Here is a 19,106-nt window from a genome sequence, read left to right as displayed (position 1 = left end):
GCACCGCCCCCGCATCAGGGACGGCCTCCTTCTTGTTGTGGTTGTGTCTGCGGGGTCGCACCCTGCGCCGCGATGGCCTGGACCACGCGTTCCATCTTCATGGAGCGCGAGCCCTTGACCAGCACGCTGCCGACCAGCGGCAGCCGCGCGAGCACCGCGGCGTTCAGGGTGTCGATGTCCTCGAAATGGCGTCCGCCGCCGACCGTGGCCGCGTCGCCGCGCTGGAAGGCGGCGATGCTGTGCTCGGAGGCGCTGCCGAGCGTGTAGACGGTCTCGATGCCGCGCTGGCGCGCCCAGTCGCCGACCTCGGCATGGAATTCGTCCGAACGCTCGCCGACCTCGGCCATGTCGCCCAGCACCAGCAGGCGCGGGCCCGGCAGCGCGGCGAGCACGTCGATCGCGGCGCGCACCGAGTCGGGGTTGGCGTTGTAGCTGTCGTCGACCAGCGTGATGGCGCGGCCGCCTGCCAGCGCGAGCGCGCTGGCCTTGGAACGGCCCTTGACCGGCTCGAAGGCATCGAGGCCGGCCGCGATGGTGTCGAGCGACACGCCCGCGGCCAGCGCGCAGGCGGTGGCCGCGAGCGCATTGATCACGTTGTGGCGGCCCGCGATGCGCAGCCGCGTGGCGAAGCCGCCGAGCGGCGTGCGCACGCGCACCTGCCAGGCGCCCTGCGTCCATTCGGCGTGCTCGAGCCCGATGTCGGCATCGTCGTGCTCGCCGAAGGTGAGGCAGCGGCGCGCGGCGCCGTCGCGCGCCATGTCGCTCCACAGCGTGGTGAACTCGTCGCCGTGCGGGAACACGGCCGTGCCGTCGTCGGGCAGCGCCGCGAACACGGCGGCGTTCTCGACCGCCACGGCCTCGACGCTGACCATGAACTCCTGGTGCTCGCGCTGGGCGTTGTTCACCAGCGCGATGGTCGGGCGCGAGATAGCGGCCAGCCGCGCGATCTCGCCCGGGTGGTTCATGCCGAGCTCGACCACCGCGCGCTGGTGCTGCGCGCGCAGGCGCAGCAGGGTCAGCGGCACGCCGATCTCGTTGTTGAAGTTGCCGGCGGTCGCGAGCGCGCGCTCGGGCTTCGAGGCCATCAGGATGGCCGCGATCATCTGGGTGACGGTGGTCTTGCCGTTGCTGCCCGTCACGGCGATCAGCGGCAGCGAGAACTGCGCGCGCCAGTGCGCGCCGATGGCGCCGAGCGCCACCAGGGTGTCGGGCACCTCGAGGCCGGCCAGGCCCGCGGCCTCGAGGCCGCCGTGCGCGACCGCGGCCATTGCGCCGCTGGCACGCGCCTGCGGCAGGAAGTCGTTGGCATCGAAGCGCTCGCCCTTGAGGGCGACGAACAGGTCGCCCGCGGCCAGGGTGCGGGTGTCGGTGTGCACGCGCGCGATCACGGTCGCGGGATCGCCGACGAGGCGCGCGGCCGGAATCCACTGCTGCAGTTGCGCCAGCGTCAGCGCGAGGGAGGTGGTGTCGCTCATACACCCCTCCGCTTCTCGAGCGCGTCGTGCGCATGGCTGCGATCGGAGAAGGGCAGGCGCTGGCCCGCGATCTCCTGCCAGGCCTCGTGGCCCTTGCCGGCGATCAGCACCACGTCCTCGGGCGCGGCCTGCGCGATCGTGTCGGCGATGGCGAGGGCGCGGTCGACCTGCACGCGCGCATGCTCGGGCCGCGCGAAGCCGCGCAGCACCTGCGCGATGATCGCGTCGGGCTTCTCGCCGCGCGGGTTGTCGCTGGTCACCACGACGTGGTCGGCCTGGCGTTCGGCCACGGCGGCCATCATCGGACGCTTGATCGGATCGCGGTCGCCGCCGCAGCCGAACACGCACCACAGCTTGCCGCCGCGCTGCTGCGCGAGCGGGCGCAGGCCGGCCAGCGCCTTGTCGATGGCGTCGGGCGTGTGGGCGTAGTCGACCACCGCGAGCGGCACGCCGGCCCCGGTGCCCACGCGCTCCATGCGGCCCGGCACGCTGCTCAGGTTCGCGCACGCCGCCACGGCCTGCGCGAGCGTCAGGCCCAGCGCGCGCAGCGTGCCGAGCACGCCGAGCAGGTTGGCCACGTTGTACTGGCCGATCAGGCCGGTCGCCACGCGCTCGACGGCCGCGGTGCCGTGCTCGGCGACCGAGAACTGCAGGCCCTGGGCGTCGTAGCCGATGTCGCGCGCCATCAGGCGCGCCGGGTTGCCGTCGGCCGACACGGTCCAGACGTCGAGCGCGCCGACGCCGGCATCGATCAGGTTCGCGCACAGGCTGGCGCCATGGGTGTCGTCGATGTTGATCACCGCGGCGCGCAGGCCGGGCCAGCGGAACAGCTCGGCCTTGGCCTGCCAGTAGGCATCCATGCTGCCGTGGTAGTCGAGGTGGTCCTGCGTGAAATTGGTGAACACGGCCACCGCGATCCGGGCACCGTCGAGCCGGCGCTCGGCGATGCCGATCGACGAGGCCTCGATGGCGCAGGCGCCGAAGCCGCGCTCGACCAGCGCGCGCAGCTCGCGCTGCATCATCACGGGATCGGGCGTGGTGAGGCCGGTGTAGGTCAGCTCGGGCGGCACGCCGATGCCCAGCGTGCCCATCACGGCGCACGGCGAGGGCGCATCGCGCTGCACGGTGCCGTCGGGCCGCATCGGGCGCACGCCGCCGGCCGGCCGCAGGGTCGACAGCGATTCGGCCAGCCACCAGGCAGTGGAGGTCTTGCCGTTGGTGCCGGTCACGGCCAGCAGGTCGAGCCGGGCCGAGGGATGGTCGTAGAAGGCCGCGGCGATCGGGCCGGTGGCGGCCTTGAGGCCGGGATAGCTGACGATGCGCTCGTCGCAGTCGAAGCCGAAGGCCTCGACGCCCTCGTGCTCGACCAGGCAGGCCGCCGCGCCCCGCGCCAGCGCCGCCGCCACGTGCTTGCGGCCGTCGGTCGCGGCGCCGGGCCAGGCGACGAACACGTCGCCCGCGCCGACCGAGCGGCTGTCGGCATGCAGCGCGCCCTGCGGCACCCGCTCCTTGAGCCAGGCCGCGGCCAGTGGGGGGGAGGTGAAGGTCAGCATGCTCAGAAGCTCTCGTCCACGCCCTGGGTCATCACCAGGGGCTTGACCGCCAGGTCGGGCGGCACGTTCATCATGCGCAGCGTCTGCTGCACGACCTCGCTGAACACGGGCGCCGCGGCCAGGCCGCCGAAGTACTGGCCGTCGGTCGGCTCGTCGATCATCACCGCGACGATGATGCGCGGCTTCTCGATCGGCGCCATGCCGGTGAACCAGGCGCGGTACTTGTTGCTCGCGTAGCCCTTGCCGACCTGCTTGTGGGCCGTGCCCGACTTGCCGCCGACCGAGTAGCCGACCGTCTGCGCGCGCGTGCCGGTGCCGCCCGGGCCCGCGGCCATCTGCAGCATCTTGCGCACCGCGAGCGCATTCGACGGCGAGAAGACGCGCACGCCGGCCGGCGGCTCGGTGTTCTTGAGGATCGTCGCCGGAATGATCGCGCCATCGTGCGCGAACGCGGTGTACGAATGTGCCATTTGAAACAGCGAGGCCGACAGGCCGTAGCCGTAGGCCATGGTGGCCTGCTCGACCGGCTTCCAGGTCTTCCAGGGCCGCAGCCGGCCGGTGACCGCGCCGGGGAACTGGATCTGCGGCTTCTGGCCGTAGCCGAGCGCCGTGTAGGTGTCCCACATCTCGTGCGGGGTCATCTTCTGCGCGATCTTGAGCGCGCCGACGTTGCTCGACTTCTGGATCACGCCCTCGACCGTCAGCGTGCCGTAGTTGTGGGTGTCGCTGATGGTGAAGCCGCCGAGCTGGTAGCGCCCCGGCGCGGTCTCGATCGGCGTCGTGGGCTTGACCCGGCCGGCCTCCAGCGCCATCGCCACGGTGATCGGCTTCATGGTCGAGCCGGGCTCGAAGGTGTCGGTCATCGCGCGGTTGCGCAGCTGCTCGCCCGTGAGGTTCTGGCGCTTGTCGGGCACGTAGCTCGGGTAGTTGGCCAGCGCCAGCACCTCGCCGGTGACGGCGTCGAGCACCACCACGCTGCCGGCCTTGGCCTTACGCGCGGTCACGGCGTCGCGCAGCTTCTGGTAGGCGAAGAACTGCACCTTGCTGTCGACGCTGAGCTGGATGTCCTTGCCGTCGAGCGGCGGCACCTGCTCGCCCACGCCCTCGACCACGCGACCCAGGCGGTCCTTGATCACGCGGCGCGAGCCGGCCTTGCCGGCCAGGTCCTTGTCGAACGCGAGCTCGATGCCTTCCTGGCCGCTGTCCTCGACGTTGGTGAAGCCCACCACGTGCGCGGCGGCCTCGCCCTCGGGGTACTGGCGCTTGTATTCCTTGCGCTGGTAGATGCCCTTGAGGTTCATCGCGGCGATCTGCTTGGCGATCGGCTCGTCGACCTGGCGCTTGATCCAGACGAAGGTCTTGTCCTCGTCCTCGAGCTTCTTGTCGAAGTCCTTCTGCGGCATCTCGAGCAGCTTGGCCACCTGCTTGAGCTTGGCGCGCACCTCGGGATCGTCGCGCTCCACGTCCTCGGGAATGGCCCAGATGCTGGGCGCCACCACGCTCGACGCGAGGATCAGGCCGTTGCGGTCGAGGATGCGGCCGCGGTTGGCCGGCAGCTCGAGCGTGCGCGCGAAGCGCACCTCGCCCTGGCGCTGGAAGAAGCTGTTGCCGAACACCTGCACGTAGGCCGCGCGGCCCGCGAGCACGACGAAGCCCAGCGCGATGCCGCCGACGATGAACTTGCTGCGCCACACCGGCGTCTTGCTCGCCAGCAGGGGGCTGGTGGTGTAGCGCACGCTGCGGCGGCTCATCGCTGCCCCCTTGCGGCTGCGGCGGCGGCCGGCTTGTTGGCGGCCGGCTTGTTGACGGGTGGTGCGGGCGGCGGCGCGACCACGGCCGGGATCACGCTGCCGTCGGGACGCACGTACTGCGTGATGGCCGGCGAGGTGGTGCGCATCTGCAGCTGTTCCTTCGCGAGCTTCTCCACGCGCAGCGGCGTGGCCTGCGCGCGCTTCTCGACCTGCAGCCGGTCGTGGTCGAGCTCGAGGCGGCGCGTCTCCTGCATCGTGCGGTCGAGCTCGGTGTAGAGCTGGCGCGAGAGGTATTGCGTGTGCACGAGGTAGAGCGCCGTGGCGATCACGGACAGCAGCAGCAGCAGGTTCAGGCGTGCCATCTCAGCGGCCTCCCCGTTCGCCGCGCGTGGCGGGCGCAGAAGGCACGAAGCCGCCCGGGATGCGGCGGCTGGAAATCGGGCGGCCGAGGCCGTGGACGCGGGGCCGTGTCATGGCGTCTCCGTTCGTTCGGCCACGCGCAGGATCGCGCTGCGCGAGCGCGGATTGCCGTCGACCTCGGCCTCGGAAGGCTTGATGCGCTCGAGCGCGCGCAGCCGCATCGCCTTCGGCGCCGCGAACGGCGCGCGGCGGTCGTAGACCTCCTTCGAGTGCTTCGCGATGAACTGCTTCACGATCCGGTCTTCGAGCGAATGGAAACTGATCACCGCGAGCCGGCCGCCGGGTTGCAGCACCGACAGGCTCGCCTCTAGCGCCTGTTGCAGCTCTTCAAGCTCGGCGTTGATGAAAATCCGAAGAGCCTGAAATGTGCGCGTTGCAGGGTTCTGGCCCGGCTCGCGGGTTTTGACCGTGCCAGCCACGAGCTCGGCCAGTTCGGTGGTGGTTGAAATTGCGCCCCGTTCTTGTCTGCGAGCAACAATCGCCTTTGCAATCTGAACAGCAAACCGTTCTTCGCCATAGTCACGGATCACCTCTGCAATTTGTTGGAGTTCTGCCGTTGCCAGCCACTCGGCCACGCTCTCGCCGCGCGTGGTGTCCATGCGCATGTCGAGCGGGCCGTCGAAACGAAAACTGAAACCGCGCGCCGGGTTGTCGATCTGCGGCGAGCTCACGCCCAGGTCCAGCAGCACACCCGCCACGCTCGCGCCGGGCAGCTCGCCCAGCGAACGGAATCCCTGGTGCCGGATGGAAAAACGCGCATCCGAGATGCGCGCTGCTTCGGTCACCGCTTCCGCATCCTTGTCGAAGGCAATCAACCTGCCTTCCGGCGCCAGCCGCGCGAGGATCGCGCGCGAATGCCCGCCCCGGCCGAAGGTCGCGTCCACGAAGGTGCCGGGCGCGGCCGTCCGGCCTGCGAGAAGGGCTTCGACCGCTTCGTCCAGAAGAACGGTCGTGTGGGTCCATGCGGTATTCACGATGCCCCTCAGAACGCGAAGTCCTGAAACACATCCGGCATTTCGCCCTGGGTGGCCTCGGCCTCCTTGGCCTCGTAGGTGGCCTTGTCCCAGAGTTCGAAATGGTTGCCCATGCCCAGCAGCAGGGTGTCGCGCGTGATGCCCGTGGCCGCGCGCAGCTCGGGCGACACGAGGATGCGGCCGGTGCCGTCCATCTCGACGTCCATCGCGTTGCCGAGGAACACCCGCTTCCACCACTGCGCCGACATCGGCAGCGCGGCGATCCGCTCGCGGAACTTCTCCCATTCCGGGCGCGGGAACACCATCAGGCAGCCATGGGGGTGCTTGGTGATCGTGAGCTGGCCGCCCGCCGTGGCGCTCAGGACGTCGCGATGCCGGGTCGGCACCGAAAGCCGCCCCTTGGCATCCAGACTGAGCGATGACGCGCCTTGAAACACGACCGAGAAACCCCTGTGGTGGGAAGGCCGCAGCGCCCGAAGGGCACACTACTCGCACTTTTTCCCACTTAACTGCACTTTTTTGCACTGTAGCAGGAAACACTTCCGGCGCAACCAGGCGTGCGGGGTATTTTTTGTAATGGAATCAACGACTTAGCGCCGATTCCAAGATTCTGGAATCGGCGAATTTCGTTGAGGAAGAAGGACTTAGCTCACGCAGTGAATGTGATGCGTGAAGCATTGCCCCTGTAACAGGGGCAAGGGCGGCGACTTCAGAGGATGAAGCGCGACAGGTCTTCGTCGTGACTTAGTGCCGCCAGGCGCTGGTCCACGTAGGCGGCATCGATGCGGATCGTCTGGCCCTCGAGACGGGCCGCGTCGAAGCTTACTTCATCGAGAAGACGCTCCATCACCGTCGACAGGCGGCGCGCGCCGATGTTCTCGGTGCGCTCGTTGACCTCGAAGGCGATGCTCGCGAGACGGGTCACGCCCTCGGGCGTGAAGTCGAGCGTGACGCCCTCGGTGGCCAGCAGCGCCTGGTACTGCTTCACGAGCGAGGCGCGGGTCTGCGTGAGGATGCTCTCGAAGTCCGCCACCGACAGCGACTGCAGCTCGACGCGGATCGGGAAGCGCCCCTGCAGCTCGGGAATCAGATCGCTGGGCTTGCTCAGGTGGAAGGCGCCGCTCGCGATGAACAGCATGTGGTCGGTGCGCACCACGCCGTACTTGGTGCTCACGGCCGTGCCCTCGACCAGCGGCAGCAGGTCGCGCTGCACGCCCTGGCGCGAGACGTCGGTACCCTGCGCCTCGCTGCGCGTGGCGACCTTGTCGATCTCGTCGATGAACACGATGCCGTTCTGCTCGGCGTTGGCGATCGCCTGGGTGCGGATCTCGTCCTCGTTCACCAGCTTGGCCGCTTCCTCGTCGATCAGGAAGCGCATCGCCTCGGCGATCTTGAGCTTGCGCGTCTTGCGCTTGCCCTGGCCCATCTGGCCGAACATGCCCTTGAGCTGCTCGGCCATCTCCTCCATGCCGGCGGGGCCCATGATCTCGAGCGGCGCGCGCGTCTCGACCAGGTCGATCTCGATCTCCTTGTCGTCGAGCTGGTGCTCGCGCAGCTTCTTGCGGAAGGCCTGGCGCGTGGCGTTGCCGCTGTCGGGCGCGGCGCCGTCGGCCAGCCGCGCGGGCGGCAGCAGCACGTCGAGGATGCGCTCCTCGGCCGCGTCCTCGGCGCGCGCGCGCACCTTGGCGCTCTCGGCCTCGCGGGTCTGCTTGACGGCGATCTCGGCCAGGTCGCGGATGATCGAGTCGACGTCCTTGCCGACGTAGCCCACCTCGGTGAACTTGGTGGCCTCGACCTTGATGAAGGGCGCGTCGGCCAGCCGCGCGAGGCGGCGCGCGATCTCGGTCTTGCCCACGCCCGTGGGGCCGATCATGAGGATGTTCTTGGGCGTGATCTCGGCGCGCAGCTTGTCGTCGACCTGCTGGCGGCGCCAGCGGTTGCGCAGGGCGATGGCCACGGCGCGCTTGGCCTGCGGCTGGCCGACGATGTGGTTGTCGAGCTCGGAGACGATTTCCTGGGGGGTCATGGACATGGTGGCGGGCCTCAGAGCGTCTCGACGGTGTGGTTCATGTTCGTGTAAATGCAGAGTTCGCCCGCTATCTCCAGCGATTTCTTCACGATCTGCTCGGCCGTGAGCTCGGTGTTGTCGAGCAGCGCCTTGGCCGCCGACTGCGCGTAGGCACCGCCCGAACCGATGGCGATGACGCCGTTCTCGGGCTCCAGCACGTCGCCGTTGCCGGTGATGATCAGCGAGGTGGTGGCATCGGCCACCGCCAGCATGGCCTCGAGGCGGCGCAGCACGCGGTCGGTGCGCCAGTCCTTGGTCAGTTCGACCGCGGCACGCGACAGGTGGCCCTGGTGCTTCTCGAGCTTGGCCTCGAAGCGCTCGAACAGGGTGAAGGCGTCGGCCGTGGCGCCGGCGAAGCCGGCCAGCACCTTGCCGTGATAGAGCCGCCGCACCTTGCGCGCCGTGCCCTTGATGACGATGTTTCCGAGTGTGACCTGCCCGTCCCCGCCGATGGCGACCTGGTCGCCCTGGGGGGTCTTGCGGCGCACGCTCACGATGGTGGTGCCGTGAAATTGTTCCATCGCAGCCATCTGGGGCCTGGACGGGGCAATGCAAGTCCGCGCAGGGCGGCTTGGAAGCCTAGTTCTTGCGCACCGCGACCGTCGCGTGGTCGGCGATGCCCACCAGGCCGAACAGGGTCGCGATCAGCCGGTGCGCGTCGACGAACTGCACCCGCTCGCCCTTGGCGTCGCGCTCGCGCACCCAGCCCAGCAGCGCGCCAGCCGCGGCCAGGTCCATGCGCAGCAGCGCGGCGCAGGAGATCACGGGCGCGGTGCCCCCGCGCAGGTCGGCGTCGAGCCGCTGCAGGTTCGAGGGCGCCTCGCCGCGCAGGTCACCCGCGAGCGCCGCGAAGCCGCTGCCGGCCGAGGGAAAGCTCTCGGACTCGCCGCCCACCGACAGCAGCGACCAGACCGAGCCCATGCGCGACGGCGTGGACACCGGCGCGGCCACGGCGCTGTATTCGCCGCGCGGGTCCTGCCAGGACGGCGGCGACACCTCGTAGGTGATGCAGTAGTTGAGCGCCACCAGCTCGAAGTCGTCGGGCAGGTGCATCAGGCGCAGCGCGGCCATGTGCAGCTGCCACCAGACGTCGTCGATGCCGCGCTTGTTGTTGGGCGCGGACTCGGCCAGCACCGCCAGCAACTGCGCCGCGCCGATGAAGCGCAGCTTGACCGGCGAATCGGCCCAGTGCGCGAACAGCACGCGCAGCGGCGCCGCGGCATCGGAGCCGATCGCGCCCAGCGCGCGCCAGTCGAGCGTCCAGACCGAGCCGGCCTGCGACAGCGCCCGCGTGAGCGCCACCAGGCCATCGCGCCCCAGCTTCGCCGGCGCGGCCCAGTCGGCAGCGCCTTCGGCGGGGGCGCTGTCGCCCTCCTCGCTGGCCGCCACCGCTTTCACGCTGCGCGCCAGTTCGTCGAGCGCCACCCAGTCGGGCCCCATGCGCCGCATGCGCTGGGCATAGCGCATGCGCGCGGCCGCGAACTTGGCGGCGTCGCCGGTGGCGCGGTAGAGATCGAACAGCGCGCGCCAGCGGGCGTCGTCGCGCTCGACTGTCGCGGCATGGGTCTCGTCGGTGCCGCTCGCACCCTCGGAGGCCAACGCCTGCAGCAGGATCGCCTCGGCACCGACGTCATCGCCGTGCGCGAAGCGGATCACCGCCTCCTCGAGCGCGCCGTCCTGCGCGAGCCGGCTCGCCATGTGGCTGCCGCTCGGCGAGGCCGTGGCCACGGCCGCGGGCGCCACCGGTGCGGGCACCGGCCGGGAGGGCGGCTCGAGCAGCGCGTCGGTGTCCGCCGGCGCCAGCGTCTCGGCGCCCGCGTCGGGCGGCGACTTGACCAGCGTCTCGCCGTTCGGCCCGCGCCCCTTCCACCACTGCTGCGACATCTGCTCCTCGATCTCGTCGATCTTCTTGAGCGTGAGCGCGCGGCCCTCGGATTTCTCCGAGGTGCTGTTGATGTTGAACGACGACGGCGTGACCGTCGCGTCGAAGGCGTGGGCGGCGGCCTCGCGCTGGCGCAGCTTGCGCAGCATGTCGAACTCGCGCCGGCGCACGAAATCGTTGCGCTGTCGCCGCTCGATCATCTCCTTGAGCATTTCCCGGCTGTAGGCCGGGTCGGGCAGCGAGGAGTCGGAGGCGTTCGAATTCGAGGGGGGGTTGTCCAGCTCCGACCAATCCTTGAGCGGATTGCGGACGAACTTCGCCACCTTGGAGAGCAGGCGGCCCGTTTCTTCCTTTGGCATTCGCGGGCGATGGACGACGGTCGGGGCCGGGCCGGAGAACCGGCGCTCAGTCCCCGAACATCTTCTGCTTGAGCTCGCGGCGCTGCTGCGCTTCGAGCGACAGCGTGGCGGTCGGGCGGGCCAGCAGGCGGCCGACGCCGATCGGCTCGCCGGTTTCGTCGCAGTAGCCGTAGTCGCCGGCGTCGATGCGCTGGATCGACTGCTCGATCTTCTTCAGCAGCTTGCGTTCGCGGTCGCGGGTGCGCAGCTCGAGGGCATGCTCTTCCTCGATGGTGGCGCGGTCGGCCGGATCGGGCACGACCACCGTGTCTTCACGCAGGTGCTCGGTGGTTTCGCCGGCATTCTCGAGAATGCCGCGCTTGAGTTCGACGAGCTTCAGGCGGAAGAACGCCATCTGCTTTTCGTTCATGTACTCGGAATCGGGCATCGCGATGACTTCGGCATCGCTGAGTTCTTCGACGGACTTGGTCTTCCAGTTGTTGGCCAACTTCGGATCTTTCTTCACATTCACGGGGGGAGGCGGCACCAGCGCCTGCGAGGCGGTCTGGATAAAGCTGGACTTGGCGGCGGTCGATGCCACCGATTGCGGCATCGAGGGCACCGTCAGTTGCGACAGGCGGGACACCCGGCCGCCGCGGGCGGGAGCGGGCGCGGCCGTTGCCGTGGCGACTTCGGGCTCGGGGGTCGAAGGTGTCGCCGGGGCGGGGGAAGAGGCGGCAGCCGTTTTTTTCATGGGGATCGAGGGAACAGGTGAAACGGCACGCGGGCCGACGGGTTTGGTGGACGATGGACCCGCTTTGGCTGTCTTGCTCGCGCTCTTGGCCGGGACGCTTGCCGCCGGCTCGCTGGCAGGCTTGGTGGCGGGATGAACTGCTTTCTTCGCCGTTGCGCTCGCGGCCTTGGCCGTGGGCGTTGCGGTCTTCTCTGTCTTGACGCTCTTCGCTGCGGCGCCTTCCTTCTTCGCCACGGTCGCCGTCGCGGAAGATGCTTTCTTGGCCGCCGGTACAGCCGGCTTCGCGGCCGTCGCCTTGGTGGCGTCGGTCCTGGATGCTGGCGTGGCCTTGGCGGCGGGCTTCTTCACGGTGACTGGCTCCTTGGACGAACTGGAACGCGCTTTCACTGGTGTCTCCTCCCATGGGAGCCACTGCGGACCTGGTCGGCCGCGCGGGCTCCACGTTGTCGAGGGCATCCGCCGGTCGGCGAACCCCGGGGTTATACCCCCGAAAGCCCGCCGCAAACATGCGGCGCCCTCCTGTCGTCGACCCCTGCCGCCCCCTTGCGGGGGGACCTGGCGTTTTCAACAGGCGCGCGATTGTATAGAGAACTCGAATGCGCGGGCGATGCGTTTGACCCCCACGGCGCTCCGGTAGCATCGCGCCGCGCCGGCGGAGGGCCGGCGCCAGGGGCCTCATGGCCCCGGATACCCCTACAAGAAAGCCGAACTTGAGCAAGAAGACCGTCCTGGGAGTCCTGGCCGCCGCGATCGCGCTGGCCTATGCCGGCAGCACCTGGTGGGCCGGCAACAAGGTGAAATCCGTCTATGACAACGCCTTCGCGGAGCTGCCGGAGCAGACCGCGCTGGTGCGCGTGGTCGAGCGCGACTACGAGCGCGGTTTCCTCGGCGCGGTCAGCACCGTGACGCTGGAACTGGGCTGCCCGGCCGATGCCGCGCGGCCCGACGCCTCGGAAGACGACGACGGCGAGGACGCCGCGCCCGCCCCGGCCAAGCCGCTGCGCCTGAGCTTTCGCGACACCATCCGCCACGGCCCGCTGGCCGGCGGCAGCCTGGCCGCGGCCACCATCGACAGCGAACTGCGGCTCGACATCAAGGGCCAGGCCGAGGCCAGGAAGGTGTTCGGCGACGCCCGGCCGTTCAGCGCCCACACCCGGGTCGGCTTCGACGGCGGCTACGCCAGCGAGATCGCGCTCGCGCCCGGCCAGTTCGTCGACGAGGACAGGACCCGCGTCTCCTGGCAGGGCGCGCAGTTGCGCGTACGGGTCGACGGCGCGCGCACCGAGGCGCACTACGAACTCGCCCTGCCCGGCTTCGAGGCCGCGGACCTGCGCAACGGCGTCAACCTCAAGATGGGCAAGCTCGGCGCCCGGGCCGACCTCGACATCCGCCACGGCTGGATGCTGGCCACCGGCAAGAGCACGGGCCGGCTCGAGGCGCTGGAATTCACGGCGACCGGCAGGGAGGCCGATCCCGACGCCGCCCCCGCCAGGCCCTTCCCCGCCATCGTGCTGCAGGGCCTCGACGCCGCCAGCGACGCCACCATCGAGAACGGCCTCTACGCCGGCACCGCCACCTTCAAGGGCACGGGCTCGGTCGGCGCGACGCGCATCGACGACTTCGAGATGGCCAGCAGCATGCGCCGCATCGACGTCGGCGCCTACCGCAAGCTGGCCGAGATCTGGACCCGCTCGGCCGCCGCCAACGGCTGCATCCGCGGCGGCAAGGCCTCGCAGGCCGCGCTGCGTGCGCTGCTCGACCGGGTCGCGCCCGACCTCAAGACCATGGCCAGCCACGGCCCCGAGATCGGCCTCGACCGGCTGCGGCTCGAGATCGATGGCCAGCGCGCCGAGTTCAGCTATTCGGCCGCCATGGCCGGCGTGACCGAGGAGGACCTGCAGCTGCCCGGTAGCGCGCTGATGCTCAAGCGCGGCGTGCTCAAGGCCGACGCGCGGCTGCCGGTGAAATGGATCGAGAAGATCGCCGGGACCGCGAGCGGCGACCAGGCCGCGTCCCCCGAAATGGCTGCGCTGATGATCGAACAGTTCGAGCAACAGGGCTACCTCAAGCGCACGGGCGACGACGTGACCAGCCAGGTCGAATTCAGCGGCGGCCAGCTCAAGCTGATCGGCAAGCCCGTCGAGCTGCCCGCCAAGTAAAAAAGGCGCCGGGCCTCGCGGCCGGCGCCTTTTCTTCATTCGGAAAACTCAGCTCACACCAGGCACTGCTCGAGCCCCTGCTCGAGAATCTCGCGCGGCAGCTCGATGCCGATGAACACCATGCGGCTCTGGCGCTGCTCGTCCTTGCCCCATTCGGGACCGAGGTCGCTGCCCATCAGCTGGTGCACGCCCTGGAAGATCACCTTGCGCTCGGTGCCCTTCATGTTCAGCACGCCCTTGTAGCGCAGCATGCGCGGGCCGTAGATGTTGACGATCGCGCCCAGGAAGTCTTCCAGCTTGGCCGGGTCGAAGGCGCGGTCGGCCTTGTAGACGAAGCTCTTGACGTCGTCGTCCGTGTGGTGATGGTGGCCATGGCCCTCGTGCTTGTGCGAAGGATGGTCGCAGTGCTCGCCATGCGCGTGGTCATGGTCGTGATGGTCGTGGTCGTCTTCCTTCAGGAAGTCGGGGTCGATGTCGAGCTTGGCGTTCAGGTTGAAGCCGCGCAGGTCGAAGATGTCCTTGAGCGGCACGTCGCCGAAATGCGCCTTCTGCTGCGGCGCGCGCGGGTTCATGTGCTTGAGGCGATGGATCAGCGCCTCGGTCTCCTCGGCCGACACCAGCTCGCTCTTGCTGATGAAGATCTGGTCGGCGAAGCCCACCTGGCGGCGCGCCTCCTGGCGGTCGTTGAGCTGCTGCGGCGCGTGCTTGGCGTCGACCAGCGTCAGGATCGAGTCGAGCAGGTAGCTCTCGGCGATCTCGTCGTCCATGAAGAAGGTCTGCGCCACCGGGCCGGGATCGGCCAGGCCCGTGGTCTCGATCACCACGCGGTCGAACTCCAGCAGGCCCTGGCGCTTCTTGGCGGCCAGCAGCTGCAGCGCCTCGCGCAGGTCTTCGCGGATGGTGCAGCAGACGCAGCCGTTGCTCATCTGCACGATCTGCTCCTTCGATTCGGTCACGAGGATGTCGCTGTCGATGTTCTCCTCGCCGAACTCGTTCTCGATGACCGCGATCTTCTGGCCGTGGGCCTCGGTCAGGATGCGCTTGAGCAAGGTCGTCTTGCCCGAGCCGAGGAAGCCGGTGAGGATGGTGGCGGGAATCAAGGCCATGGGGTGCTCCGGAAGCGGAAAACGGATGGAATGGATCGGAAAGCGGGAAACTGGCGGGCAGTGTAGCCAGTGCCACTGAGTTGCGTTGCCGCGGGGGCCAAGCCCCCTTCGGCCGGCACGGTCAAGCGGGTTTTCGTACCACCGCCAGCCCCTTGAGGTACTCGCCCTCGGGGAATTCGATGGTCATCGGATGGTCGGGCGCCGCGCCCAGGCGCTCGGCGATGTAGCCGTCCACGCCGGCATCGAGCCCGGCCGAGGCCACGATCTTGTGGAACAGGTCGGCGCCCACGCCGCCCGAGCACGAGAAGGTCAGGAGCACCCCGCCCGGCTCGAGCAGCTTGAGCGCGAGCCGGTTGATGTCCTTGTAGGCGCGCGCGGCGCGCTCGGCATGCGCCACCGTGGGCGCGAACTTCGGCGGATCGAGCACGATGGCGTCGAAGCTGCGCCCCTGGTCGAGGAACTCGCGCAGCACGGTGTTGACGTTGGCGTCGAGGAACTCGGCCTCGAAGCCGTCGGCCGCCGCGTCGAAGCCGTTGAGCGCCAGGTGGCCGCGCGCGCGCTCGAGCGCCGGCAGCGAGGAATCGACCGACACCAGCGAGGCGCCCTTCACCGCGTCCGCCGCCTTCAGGCCCGCGAGCGCCGCCACCGTGAAGCCGCCCGTGTAGCAGAAGCAGTTGAGCACGCGCCGGAAGCGCCGGTGCCGCGCCATCTCGGCAAAGCGCCGGCGGCTGTCGCGCTGGTCGAGGTAGAAGCCGGTCTTGTGGCCGGTGGCGATGTCGAGCGACAGCTTCCAGTCGTGCTCGCGGATCACGATCTCGGTCGCCTCGTCCTGTCCGCGCAGCCAGCCCGTCACGGGCTTGAGCCCCTCGCGCTCGCGCCCGCTGGCGTCCGAGCGCTCGTAGAGCTTCGACAGGCCCGTCGCCTTCAGCAGCGCATCGGCCAGCACGGCCTTCCAGCGCTCCACGCCGGCCGACAGGAACTGCGCCACCAGCGTGTCGCCGTAGCGGTCCACGATCAGGCCCGGCAGGCCGTCGGCCTCGCCATGCACCAGCCGCACGCCGTCGCTCTGAAGCTCGAACAGGCCGCGCGCCGCGACCGCGCGCGCCACCACCGACGCGAGGAAGGCCGCGTCGATGCGCTGCGTCTCGACGAAGCTCCAGGCACGCGCGCGGATCTTGGAATCGGGGCTGAAGGCCGCCCAGGCGAGGAAGGCACCGTCGTGCGATTCGATGCGCACGGTCTCGCCGGCATCGGCGCCGCCGCGCGCGATGGCGGATTCGAACACCCAGGGATGGCGGCGCTGCAGCGAGCGCTCCTTGCCGGGCTTGAGTCGGAGGGTTTTCATGTTTTCTTGTCGGGAGTTTTCCTGGCGCCACGGCTGCTGCCACTGCCGCCATCGTCGTCGCGGGCCCGCGCGCGCGGATGCGCCGCATCGTAGGCGCGCGCCAGGTGCTGGAAATCGAGCCTCGTGTAGACCTGCGTGGTCGCGATGTTCGCGTGCCCCAGCAGGTCCTGCACCGCGCGCAGGTCGCTGCTCGACTGCAGCATGTGGCTCGCGAAGGAATGGCGCAGCATGTGCGGATGCACCGGCGTCGCCAGGCCGGCCTTGAGGCTGCGCCCGCGCAGCAGCTTCCACACCGCCTGCGACGACATGCGCACGCCCTTGGCGCTGATGAAGAGCGCCGCCGCCTCGGCCGGTTCGCGCAGGGTGGCGGCCGTGAGCGCCGCGCAGTCGCCGCGCACCGCGAGCCAGGCCGCCAGGGCCTCGATGGCCTTCGAGCCCACCGGCACCATGCGCCGCTTGCTGCCCTTGCCGAGCACGCTGGCCTCGTGGGCGTCCATGTCGATCCAGCCGCGCGCGGTCTGGCTCGCGCGCGCGTCGAGCCCCGTGAGCTCGCTCACGCGCAGGCCGCAGCCGTAGAGCACCTCGACGATCGCGCGGTCGCGGGTCTCGGTCCAGGGGTCGGCCTCGGTGTCGTGCAGCTCGGCCAGCCGCACCGCGTCGTCCACGCCCAGCGCCTTGGGCAGCGGGCGGTCGGCCTTGGGGGCGTGCACGTCCTGCACCGGGTTGAAGCCGATCAGCTTCTCGTGCCCGAGCCAGCGGTAGAAGCTGCGCCAGCACGACAGCACCAGCGCGATGCCGCGCGGCTCGCGGCCCGAGCCATGCAGCTGCGCCATCCAGCGGCGCACGTGCGCGGTCTGCACGCGATCCAGCGGCAGCTTTGCCTCGGCCGCGTTCGCCGCCAGTTCCTTCAGGTGGTAGCTGTAGAGCTCGAGCGTGCGCGCCGACAGCCGGCGCTCCACGCGCACGTACTCCAGGTATTTCTCGATCCAGCCCGAGTCGGCGGGCGGGGCCTCGGCCCCGGCCGCGCTAGAAGAGGTAGCCATGCGCGGCATTGTTCACGACCGCGAGCGGCTCGCGCAATGCGCCCTTGAAGACCATGCCCCAGCGTCGCCAGCAGCTCGAGGGCGCGGCCGCGTACTGCACGTCGAAGGCGCGGTCGAAACCGCTGTTGCGCGCCAGCCGCTTCACGCGCCACAGGTGGTAGGGCTCCGACACCACGATCACGCTGCGCACGCCGGCTGCCTGCAGCATCGGCGTCGACAGCGCGAGGTTCAGCCGCGTCGAGCTCGACACGCGCTCCTGCCGCATCGGCCCGGTATGGCCCACGGCGCGCGCATGCTGCTCCATCACCTCGGCCTCGATGCGGCCGTCCTCGGTGTCGACTCCGCCCGAGAACAGCAGCTCGCGCGCCAGCCCGGCGCGCGCCAGGGCCACGCCCTCGTCGACGCGCCCGGTCAGGCAGGGATTGGGCTTGCCGCGCAGGTAGGCGCGGTTGCCGAGCACCAGCGCGGCGTCGGCCGCGCGCTGCGGCGGGTTGGCGAGCGCCTCGCGCGCGCCCTGCCACACCACGGTCCAGGCGGCCGCATAGACCACCACGCCGACGCCGAACACCGTCCAGGCCGCGATCCGCAGCACGCGCGGCACCCGGCGCCACAGGCGCCCCAGCGCCGCGACGGGATGGATCAAGGCCGCAGCCGCGACAGCGCGCCCGAGGCCAGTTCGGCGATGCGCTCGAGGAAGTCGGTGCCCATCTCGGCGTTGAAGCGCTGCGCGTCGGGCGAGGCCAGCACCAGCAGGCCGAAGGCCGGGGCATTGGGCTCGGCGCGCAGCGGAATCAGCGAGATCGAGGCCGCGGCATTGGGCTCGGGCAGCCAGTTGGCCGCCTCGAAGCCCGCGTTCAGGCCGCAGTACGGCGCGGTCAGCGAGGTCGCGAGCGCCTTCACGTCGTCGCTGACCCACTGCGCATAGGCCTCGTTGAGGTATTCGGTGCCGCAGTCCCAGACCTTGATGGCCGTCTGCGGCACCAGGAACAGCGACTGCAGGTCGACCGCGATGCGGTAGGGCAGGCTGCGCGGGTCGCGCGTGGTCAGCAGGCCGGCGGTCCAGCGCTGCAGCCGGTCGGCGATCACCACGTTCTCGGTGCCGTGGCGCACCATGTCCATCACGCGGTGCTCGAGCGCCTTGATCTTCTCGCGCAGCATCTCGGCCTGGCGCTCCTGCAGGCTCACGGCGCGGTTGCCGTGCGGGCTGGTGAGCTGCACCTGCGCCAGCAGCTGGGCATGGCGCTCGAAGAAGTCGGGCGTGTTCGCCAGGTAGTTCGCGATGTCGTCTTCGGTGATCGGGTTCATGGCGTTCGCGTCTTGGTTGTTCGTGAAGGAGGTCATGGCAGGTCCGGCACCTCGATGTCGCCCTCGAACACCGTGGTGGCCGGGCCCGTCATCAGCACCGGCCGGCCCTCGCCCTGCCATTCGATGGTGAGAATGCCGCCGTGCGTCCGCACGTCGACCCGGCGGTCCAGCAGCCCGAGGCGGATGCCCGCCACCACCGCCGCGCAGGCACCGGTGCCGCAGGCCAGGGTTTCGCCCGCGCCGCGCTCGAACACGCGCAGCTTCACCTGCGTGCGGTCGACCACCTGCAGGAAACCGGCGTTCACGCGCTGCGGAAAGCGCGGATGGTGCTCGATCTGCGGCCCCTGCTCGGCCACGGGCGCGGTCTCGACGTCGTCGACGAGCTGCACCGCGTGCGGGTTGCCCATCGACAGCACCGCTACCGAAACGATAGCGCTCTCGGCCTGCGTGCCCAGCGCCAGGTGCCAGGTGTGCCAGCCGCCCTCGGGCTGCGGGTCGAGCCCGGCGGTGTCGAAGGGCACGCGCTCGGGTTCGAAGATCGGCGCGCCCATGTCGACCGTCACGCGGCCGTCGTCGCCCATGCGCGGCTCGATCACGCCGGCCAGGGTTTCGACGCGCACCGTGTCCTTGTCGGTCAGGCCGTGCTCGCGCACGAAGCGCATGAAGCAGCGCGCGCCATTGCCGCACTGCTCGACCTCGCCGCCGTCGGCGTTGTGGATCACGTACTGGAAGTCGGTGCCCGCGGCGCGCGCGGGCCGCACCGTGAGGATCTGGTCGGCGCCGACGCCGAAGTGGCGGTCGGCCAGGAAGCGGTACTGCGCGGGGGTGAGGCCCAGCGTGCCGCGGGTTTCGTCGAGCACGACGAAATCGTTGCCGGCCCCCTGCATCTTGGTAAAGCGGATTCGCATCGACGGATTATCGCCAGCGGCACCG

General features: G+C 70.0%; 17 protein-coding genes. 1 reads left to right on the top strand and 16 read right to left on the bottom strand.

Translation table 11 applies throughout. The features are described 5' to 3' along the window. Positions 1–14: 14 nt before the first annotated feature. From AC1HIL_RS09325 to dksA, 10 genes are all read right to left on the bottom strand, one after another. The gene (locus tag AC1HIL_RS09325; RefSeq protein WP_413764497.1) at positions 15–1,475 is read right to left on the bottom strand and encodes a UDP-N-acetylmuramoyl-tripeptide--D-alanyl-D-alanine ligase; all 1,461 of its coding nucleotides are present in this window, start codon (positions 1,473–1,475) and stop codon (positions 15–17) included. Further along, positions 1,472–3,028, bottom strand: a complete 1,557-nt coding sequence (locus tag AC1HIL_RS09320) for a Mur ligase family protein (protein WP_479671668.1) — start codon at positions 3,026–3,028, stop codon at positions 1,472–1,474. Before AC1HIL_RS09320 ends, AC1HIL_RS09325 begins: the two co-directional genes overlap by 4 nt. Before the next feature lie 2 nt (positions 3,029–3,030). Next, positions 3,031–4,779 carry a peptidoglycan D,D-transpeptidase FtsI family protein gene (locus tag AC1HIL_RS09315; protein WP_261211331.1) on the bottom strand — a complete coding sequence of 583 codons (1,749 nt, stop codon included), beginning with the start codon at positions 4,777–4,779 and terminating at the stop codon, positions 3,031–3,033. Next, positions 4,776–5,141: a cell division protein FtsL gene (gene ftsL / locus AC1HIL_RS09310; protein WP_057597023.1), complete on the bottom strand. Its 366-nt coding sequence runs from the start codon at positions 5,139–5,141 to the stop codon at positions 4,776–4,778. The genes AC1HIL_RS09315 and ftsL overlap by 4 nt, the downstream gene beginning before the upstream one ends. Before the next feature lie 108 nt (positions 5,142–5,249). Next, a complete protein-coding gene (gene rsmH / locus AC1HIL_RS09305) occupies positions 5,250–6,173 on the bottom strand; it encodes a 16S rRNA (cytosine(1402)-N(4))-methyltransferase RsmH (RefSeq protein ID WP_057597022.1) in 924 nt (307 codons plus the stop codon). 8 nt (positions 6,174–6,181) lie between these two features. After that, positions 6,182–6,610: a division/cell wall cluster transcriptional repressor MraZ gene (mraZ, locus tag AC1HIL_RS09300; protein WP_057597021.1), complete on the bottom strand. Its 429-nt coding sequence runs from the start codon at positions 6,608–6,610 to the stop codon at positions 6,182–6,184. A 272-nt stretch (positions 6,611–6,882) separates the two neighbouring features. After that, positions 6,883–8,205, bottom strand: a complete 1,323-nt coding sequence (gene hslU, locus AC1HIL_RS09295; protein WP_261211335.1) for an ATP-dependent protease ATPase subunit HslU — start codon at positions 8,203–8,205, stop codon at positions 6,883–6,885. Between the two features lie 11 nt (positions 8,206–8,216). Further along, positions 8,217–8,762: an ATP-dependent protease subunit HslV gene (hslV, locus tag AC1HIL_RS09290; protein WP_057597019.1), complete on the bottom strand. Its 546-nt coding sequence runs from the start codon at positions 8,760–8,762 to the stop codon at positions 8,217–8,219. A 58-nt stretch (positions 8,763–8,820) separates the two neighbouring features. After that, on the bottom strand, positions 8,821–10,482 hold the full coding sequence (locus tag AC1HIL_RS09285) for an STAS domain-containing protein (protein ID WP_479671667.1): 1,662 nt from the start codon (positions 10,480–10,482) through the stop codon (positions 8,821–8,823). A 46-nt stretch (positions 10,483–10,528) separates the two neighbouring features. Then, positions 10,529–11,563 (bottom strand): RNA polymerase-binding protein DksA, encoded by a 1,035-nt coding sequence (gene dksA / locus AC1HIL_RS09280; protein ID WP_261211337.1) that lies wholly within the window; start codon positions 11,561–11,563, stop codon positions 10,529–10,531. A 362-nt stretch (positions 11,564–11,925) separates the two neighbouring features. Here dksA and AC1HIL_RS09275 point away from each other — a divergent pair, with 362 nt between their 5' ends. Then, on the top strand, positions 11,926–13,374 hold the full coding sequence (locus tag AC1HIL_RS09275) for a YdgA family protein (protein ID WP_479671666.1): 1,449 nt from the start codon (positions 11,926–11,928) through the stop codon (positions 13,372–13,374). 53 nt (positions 13,375–13,427) lie between these two features. Here AC1HIL_RS09275 and AC1HIL_RS09270 read toward each other — a convergent pair whose 3' ends face one another. From AC1HIL_RS09270 to dapF, 6 genes are all read right to left on the bottom strand, one after another. Then, positions 13,428–14,480 (bottom strand): CobW family GTP-binding protein, encoded by a 1,053-nt coding sequence (locus AC1HIL_RS09270; RefSeq protein WP_093353350.1) that lies wholly within the window; start codon positions 14,478–14,480, stop codon positions 13,428–13,430. Positions 14,481–14,601: 121 nt separating this feature from the next. Beyond that, complete coding sequence (locus AC1HIL_RS09265) at positions 14,602–15,825, bottom strand: class I SAM-dependent rRNA methyltransferase (protein ID WP_057597014.1); 1,224 nt, start codon at positions 15,823–15,825, stop codon at positions 14,602–14,604. Continuing rightward, the gene (locus AC1HIL_RS09260; RefSeq protein WP_479671665.1) at positions 15,822–16,868 is read right to left on the bottom strand and encodes a tyrosine recombinase XerC; all 1,047 of its coding nucleotides are present in this window, start codon (positions 16,866–16,868) and stop codon (positions 15,822–15,824) included. Before AC1HIL_RS09260 ends, AC1HIL_RS09265 begins: the two co-directional genes overlap by 4 nt. Further along, positions 16,852–17,511 carry a YdcF family protein gene (locus tag AC1HIL_RS09255; RefSeq protein ID WP_479671664.1) on the bottom strand — a complete coding sequence of 220 codons (660 nt, stop codon included), beginning with the start codon at positions 17,509–17,511 and terminating at the stop codon, positions 16,852–16,854. The genes AC1HIL_RS09260 and AC1HIL_RS09255 overlap by 17 nt, the downstream gene beginning before the upstream one ends. Then, positions 17,508–18,209: a DUF484 family protein gene (locus AC1HIL_RS09250; RefSeq protein ID WP_261211342.1), complete on the bottom strand. Its 702-nt coding sequence runs from the start codon at positions 18,207–18,209 to the stop codon at positions 17,508–17,510. The genes AC1HIL_RS09255 and AC1HIL_RS09250 overlap by 4 nt, the downstream gene beginning before the upstream one ends. Beyond that, positions 18,206–19,081: a diaminopimelate epimerase gene (gene dapF / locus AC1HIL_RS09245; protein WP_479671663.1), complete on the bottom strand. Its 876-nt coding sequence runs from the start codon at positions 19,079–19,081 to the stop codon at positions 18,206–18,208. Before dapF ends, AC1HIL_RS09250 begins: the two co-directional genes overlap by 4 nt. Positions 19,082–19,106 lie beyond the last annotated feature (25 nt).

The sequence above is a fragment of the Variovorax sp. ISS6 genome (assembly GCF_056523145.1).
The sequence above is the reverse complement of the archived record's forward strand: the minus strand, read 5'-3'. Positions and strand labels throughout refer to the sequence as shown.